This window comes from Emticicia sp. CRIBPO (assembly GCF_009905725.1).
Lineage (GTDB): Bacteria > Bacteroidota > Bacteroidia > Cytophagales > Spirosomataceae > Leadbetterella.
Genome location: NZ_JAAAKV010000017.1, coordinates 90,766 through 97,325, shown reverse-complemented (window position 1 = coordinate 97,325; position 6,560 = coordinate 90,766). Strand labels below are relative to the sequence as shown.

4 protein-coding genes are annotated in these 6,560 nt (G+C 44.3%); all 4 read left to right on the top strand.

What is annotated here, in order from left to right; translation table 11 throughout:
• Positions 1–193 precede the first annotated feature (193 nt).
• The 4 genes from GVN16_RS24970 (at position 194) to GVN16_RS24955 (ending at position 6,514) form a co-directional block, all read left to right on the top strand.
• Entirely contained in the window at positions 194–2,083 is a 1,890-nt protein-coding gene (locus GVN16_RS24970) for a 7TM diverse intracellular signaling domain-containing protein (protein WP_166566701.1), read from the top strand.
• Entirely contained in the window at positions 2,080–3,930 is a 1,851-nt protein-coding gene (locus tag GVN16_RS24965) for a 7TM diverse intracellular signaling domain-containing protein (RefSeq protein WP_166566700.1), read from the top strand. The genes GVN16_RS24970 and GVN16_RS24965 overlap by 4 nt, the downstream gene beginning before the upstream one ends.
• 72 nt (positions 3,931–4,002) lie before the next feature.
• Positions 4,003–5,883 (top strand): 7TM-DISM domain-containing protein, encoded by a 1,881-nt coding sequence (locus tag GVN16_RS24960; protein WP_166566699.1) that lies wholly within the window; start codon positions 4,003–4,005, stop codon positions 5,881–5,883.
• Positions 5,870–6,514, top strand: a complete 645-nt coding sequence (locus tag GVN16_RS24955) for a response regulator transcription factor (RefSeq protein ID WP_166566698.1) — start codon at positions 5,870–5,872, stop codon at positions 6,512–6,514. The genes GVN16_RS24960 and GVN16_RS24955 overlap by 14 nt, the downstream gene beginning before the upstream one ends.
• Positions 6,515–6,560 lie beyond the last annotated feature (46 nt).

Here is a 6,560-nt window from a genome sequence, read left to right as displayed (position 1 = left end):
TTTGATGTTGCAAAGTTGGCTGTTTTTGTTGTCCGGTTTCAATACTAACTAGTTTGTATTTTCATTTTTCTGTTTTCAAAGCCTTCTGTTTTGATGTTGCAAAGATGGCGGATCAGACGGCCCCGGTTCAATACCAACTAGTTTGTATTTTTGTTTTTATATCTCTATTTTTGAGGAATACTCGGCCAAACCCATGAAAATTAAGCTTTTGATGCTGTTCCTACTGGCAGCTTGTCACCTGACGAGCGGGCAGGATATTCTTCACACAGACAGCCGGGACGAGCAGCCGCTGAGAAAATACATTTATCAGTATGAAGACACGAAAGGAACGCTGGATATCATTCAGGCCATTAAACTGCTGAAAAACGGGAGTTTCAAAAAATCAAAGAGTGCGACTGTCCGCCAGGATTTCGGGTATAATGAGTCTTCGCAGTACTGGTTGTTTTTTGAGCTTCAGTCGGCAGAAAAACGAGAGCTCATGCTTGAGATCGAATATGCCAATATTGACCACCTCGAGCTTTTTGAAGTAAGGGATGAGCATATCCGTTCGATGGGTTTTACAGGCGATATATATCATTACAGCCAGCGACCGCATTATAACAACAATTACACGTTCCTGATCCGGCTCACGCCAGGGCAGAAGACCGGGTACTTTCTGCATGTCAATCAGCCCAACGCCATCCTTTCCTTTGCGATGAGGTTGTGGGACTATAACTATTTCAAGGCCTCGGACAGGAACGAATATGTATTGTGGGGCATTTTTATCGGCATTATCGTCATCCTGATGGTGGTTAACCTGGTGATGCTGATTTCTATCAGGGACTGGATTTATTTCTGGTACATGATTTACCTGCATTGCATTACCATGCACCTTTTTTCGGATGCGGGTTTAGGTTACCAGTATCTGTGGCCCGATCATCCCGAAATCAACGTTTTTGACCCGGTCTATCTTTATGTGTGGGGCGGGATGATTGCCCAGCTGACTTTTATGCAGTATTTTATTCATCAGAACCGGCGTAACAGCAGGGTATTTAAGTGGATCATCGGTTTCAAAATCCTGATCGGGCTGGCCCTGGGAGCTGCGATAGGCATTCATGCCTGGGCTCCGGCGGGTAAAGAGCTTTATATGTACAAATATGTTTCCACGGCCACTTCGCTGTTCGTGCTGGTGATGGTGCTGCTCACCATTGTCAGTTTATATGAAAAGAGGCACGAAAAAGAGAAGCTGGTGAGGTATTATTCCTATGCCCTCACTTTCCAGTTCCTGGCTTATGTAGTGGTTACTTTGCTGAATGTCAGTCAGTCCAGGGGATGGCAGCTGCCGTTTGATGTAGAAACTTACGTGATCCTGGCCTTTGCGGTAGTATTTGATATTATTTTCTTCTCTTACGGGCTCGTTTACCGTTTTGAAAACTACCGGAAAAACAACATCAGCCTGGAGCTGAGCATCCTGAATACCCGTCAGGAAAGCCAGAAGAGGATCATAGACAGCCTCGAAGAAGAACGTAGACGCATCGCCCAGGATTTACATGATGACATCGGGGCTACACTCTCTACGGCCAAAGGCTATCTTTCGGTGCTGGGACGGGATAAGAAGTCGGTCCATTTGCAGAAATCCCAGGGTTTTCTGGACAAGGCCGCTGAAGAACTCAGGGCGATCTCCCATACACTGATGCCTAAAAACTTCAATAAAATAGGCCTTTCAAAGACCATCAGGGAGAGTATCAGGAAAATGGACAATGAGAAAATGAGGATTGACTTTATCAGCCTGGGCAATGAAAGAAAACTTGATGATGAGAGTGAAATGCTGATTTTCAGGATGTTTACGGAACTGATCAGGAATATCGAAAAGCATTCGGGAGCAACAGAAGTGACCATTCAACTGATTTATCATGAAGAATTTCTGAACCTGATAGCTGAAGACAACGGCCGTGGATTTGATCATAACAGCCCGGAAGGAAGAGGTCTGACGAATCTTTATGCCAGGGCCGATTACCTGAAAGGAGAAATCCTGATTGACTCAAGCGAACACGGAACGTCCGTGATCCTGACTGTGCCTACCCAAGACCTCATGAGCGTATGACCCGGAACCTGGTATTTTTGTTGCTTGTGGTGGTGCTCGCTATTTCCGGATTGGCCTGGTATCATTTTGATTCGGTTAAAACGATAAAGTCCCTGCCGTTGAACCTTGAGCATCTCGAAGCCGGGGATTTGCCACCGGAAGTAATTCTGAAAAGCAGCGGTTTTAAAGCAGTGGTCAAACAGCAACTCAATTACGGATACACCGAAAATATCCACTGGTTTAGGTTTGAACTGGAAGCCGGGCTGGTGCCCAGGGAACTGTCTCTTGAAATCACCAATCATGTGATCAACAACCTGGAGCTTTTCGAAATGAAAAGGGATACGATGAGTTCTTTAGGGAAAACCGGCGACTGGTACCCGTTTCGTCACAGGCCTTCGCCGACCAAGAATTTTGTGTATCCCATCTACCTCGATTCTTATGAAAAGGCCGTGTATCTGCTTAAAATTGACAAAAGATATGAAAACCTGACCACGGGAATCAACCTGTGGAACACCAACGATTTTGAAAACAGCGACCAGCGGGCTTATTTGCTCTGGGGTATTTTTATCGGGGTCGTCTTCCTGATTACTGTACTCAATGTGATCTTCGGCTGGATCACCAGTGACAGAATTTACATCTGGTTTACGTTTTACATCATTACGCTTTCGCTGAGGCAGCTGGCTGATTCCGGACTGGCGTTTCAGTACATCTGGCCTGAATGGCCGGCCATGAACCGGCCAAACCAGCTGCTTGAAATGGTGTGGCTGTTCCTGGTGGCCATGCTCAAGTTTCAGCAGTATTTTTTTGATCTGAAAAACAAACATAAAGTCCTTTACTACCTGGCTCAGGGGTTTAAGTATTTCTTCATTACCGGTTTGCTGGCGTTGCTGGTTTTACAGATCAGCGGATTTACTTCCCGCGTTAATATTGAAAGTTATCTGATCAGGATTCATACGGTCGCCTCTACTTTGTGTACTGTTCTTTTCTTCTTTATTGCCGCGGTGGGGCTGAGGTCTGCGGATATATTGCAACGTTTCTTTGCAGTGGCTTTTTTCATTCAGCTGATTGGTTTTGTGTTTGTGATTGTTCAGAATCTGCTGAATTATCAGTCAAAAGGACTGTTTTTTATAGAAGCCCATATTGTTTACCTGCTGATTTTCCTGATTGATATGATCTTTTTTGTCTATATCCTTTCTGTCAGGTACAGGAATTCCCATCAACGCAACCAGCAGCTGCAGATCGGCCTGATCCAGGCCCAGCAGGATGTCAACCAGAGGGTGATAGAATCACTGGGTTCGGAAAGAGGACAGATCAACGAAATGCTGGCGAAAGGGGTGGGGGACCTGCTTCTGGAAGCACAGAATGAACTGAAGGATGTGAGTAAATCAGCGATGCTTACGGATGCCGTCAGGCTGATAGACAAAGCCGGGCAGGACCTGAAACAGATATCACTGAACCTGATTCCCATAGAATTTGCCGAAAAAGGACTGGTAAAGGCTTTGAATGATATGATCACCGGACTGAATAAGACACAAAAGATAAATTTTGCATTTACAGTACTAGGTCAGGAAATCAAACTGACGACAGCCAAGGAAGTACAGGTATTCAGAATAGCCAGTGAAATGATCAACAATATTCTGAAGCATTCTGAAGCCACAAAGGCTGAAATAAAGCTGGATTACAAAGATAAACTACTCGTTTTGTCTGCCTCAGACAACGGGAAAGGGTTTGATTTACAGGAGCTTGAGCATACATCGGGTGGCATAGGCCTGAAGAATTTTTATTCGAGGGCCAGTTATCTCAAAGCCGAAATCAATTTGTCATCCGGTTCAGACGGAACACTGGTAGTACTATCCATACCGGTGTAGAAAAATACAAACTAGTTTGTATTTTTTAAAAATGAGTATGGACATATCTTGCAGAAATTAAGATCAGGATTAATGTTGAGAAAGCTGTTTTTATTCCTCCTGGTGAGTTTTGTTATCGGAGGAATGGCCGGGGCCCGGGCACAGGAGAAAGAATTGATCATCAAGGATAAACAGGATTTAGACCTTTCGGGATACCTGTATCATTTTGAGGATAAGACAGTTAGTGAAAGCATTTCATCGGTGAGGTTCAAAAAGTTCACACCTGTCAAAGATGAAATCCTGAATGCAGGGTATTCTGCTTCTAATCACTGGGTACATTTTTCCGTCAGAAATGAAGAGGGAAAAGACGGCTATTTTTTTGTGGAGGTCACCAATCCCCGCCTCAATTTTGTGAGTTTTTATGAATTCAGAAGAGATTCGCTGATCAACCAGGTCAAGACCGGTGACCACCTGCCTTTCGAAAGCCGTATTTTTCCCAATAAGAATTTTCTTTATCCTTTCCACCTGAAAGTAGGCGAAGAGGCTGATTTTTATATCATGGCTGAGAAGAAATACGAGGTCATGGTTTTTAAAACATACCTCTGGCGGGCACAGGATTTTGAAAAAGAAGACCGGAGCAGTTATACTTTATGGGGTATTCTGGCCGGGATAACCCTCTTTATTTTCCTGGTGACCATGATCCTGGGTTATGCCTCGCGTGACAGTATTTATTTCTGGTACATCCTTTTTCTTGCTACCGTCTTTGTGCATATTGCCACCCAGTCGGGCCTCGCATTCCAGTTTTTTTATCCTGATTTTCCTTATTTGAACCACTTTGACCTGCAGGTGACTTTCACCTGGATGCTGATGGTGACCAACCTGCATTTTATGCAGAAGTTTATCCGGCAAACCAGGTCAAACAGCCGGATTTATGTCTATTTACAAGCATATAAGCTTTTTGTACTCCTGGCTTTTGTTCTGAATATTACTTTTAAGATACTCAATTTCAAGACACTGGAACCGCTTTTCTTTAAGCTTACGTTTAACATGACCCTGCTCTTTACCCTCATAAGTGTGGTTTTTGCTTTTGCAAGCTTGTTTGAAAGGATCCGGAAAAGAGAGAAGGAAGTTTTGTTTTTTACCTTCACTTTTTCGGTACAACTGCTGGGGTATATTACAGTCTTTGCCGTCAACCTTGCCTATACCAAAGCCGGCGACCCGCTGGTGAAAATAGACAGCTACTACATCATGGTGGGCACTTTCCTGATCGACCTGATCTTGTTGAGTCTCGGGCTGGCTTATTTCAGGTATGACGATTACCGGAAACAAAATGAGAGCCTGCTGATTGCATTACATAAAAACATCGAAGAGCAATCTAAAAAGACGATCGAAGCCCTGGAAATTGAAAGAAACAGGATTGCCGAAGATTTGTATGATGATGTGGGAGCGATGCTGTCCACGGCCATTAATTACATAGCCAGTGTCGTCAGGATCGGTGAAATCAGGGAGAAATACCCGGTATTGATGGAAGCCAGGTCATTGCTCAACACCGCCATTGAAAACCTCAGGAAGGTATCCCATAACCTGATGCCGAAGAATTTTGCCCAGCTGGGTCTGGCCAAATCGCTGGAAGAAACGGTGAATAAACTCTCCGGATCAGGCATTCAGTTCAGCTTTATCCAGGCCGGAAAAGAGAAACGGCTGGACGCTTCAACCGAAATCCAGATTTTCAGGATAGCTACAGAGTTGATCAACGATGTGCTGAAACATTCTGAAGCGACAGAGGCCAGTCTTCAGATCAGTTTTTTGCCGGATTCGCTCAATATGATGCTGGAAGACAACGGCTTGGGACAAAACCGGCATGAAATGAATAATCTGACCTCGAAAGTCGCATTTGTCAACGGAAATATCGAAATTGATAAAAATATACACGGTAGTACAGTAATCGTAGAAATTCCTTATGAGCCAGCTTAAAGAAAATGTGAAAGTGCTGATCGCAGATGATCACCAGATGTTTAACGACGGTATGAAAATGATGCTGTCTCCCGAGCCTTCCATCGAAGTGGTGGGACAGGTATTCAGCGGAAAAGACGTCATGGACGCGATTCACAGGTTAAATCCGAAAGTGATCCTGCTGGATATCAATATGCCGCACATGAATGGCCTGGATGCAGCTGCACAGATCGTTAAGGACTACAAGGAAGTGAAGGTGATCATGCTGACAATGTATAACGACAAGAAGTTCATTGAAGATTGTCAGAAAATGGGGGTACATGGCTATGTGCTCAAAAACTCCGGCATTGATGAGGTGATGGAAGCCATTGTGCAGGTAGTGGAAGGTAAAAAATATTATGATCCGAAGCTGACGAAACCGACCCTTGAAAACCGCCATGGCGATGATTTCTTTATGAAGCAATTTCAACTCACCAAACGCGAAATTGAGATCATCGGATTAGTGGGTAAAAGCATGACGAACGAAGAAATCGCAGAAAAGCTGTTTCTGAGCATCGCCACGGTAAAGACCCACAGGAACAACATCAACCTGAAACTCAGCATCAATAAACCCGCAGACCTGGTCAAATTTGCGATCGAGCATGGGCTGTAGCCTTGATTTTGATATTATAAATTTCCGGACAATGCTGATCTGCTTC

What these genes read in the sequence shown, in the direction of transcription:
- GVN16_RS24955 (WP_166566698.1), top strand. Translation starts at nt 5,870, where the DNA reads ATGAGCCAGCTTAAAGAAAATGTGAAAGTGCTGATCGCAGATGATCAC.
- GVN16_RS24960 (WP_166566699.1), top strand. Translation starts at nt 4,003, where the DNA reads ATGTTGAGAAAGCTGTTTTTATTCCTCCTGGTGAGTTTTGTTATCGGA.
- GVN16_RS24965 (WP_166566700.1), top strand. Translation starts at nt 2,080, where the DNA reads ATGACCCGGAACCTGGTATTTTTGTTGCTTGTGGTGGTGCTCGCTATT.
- GVN16_RS24970 (WP_166566701.1), top strand. Translation starts at nt 194, where the DNA reads ATGAAAATTAAGCTTTTGATGCTGTTCCTACTGGCAGCTTGTCACCTG.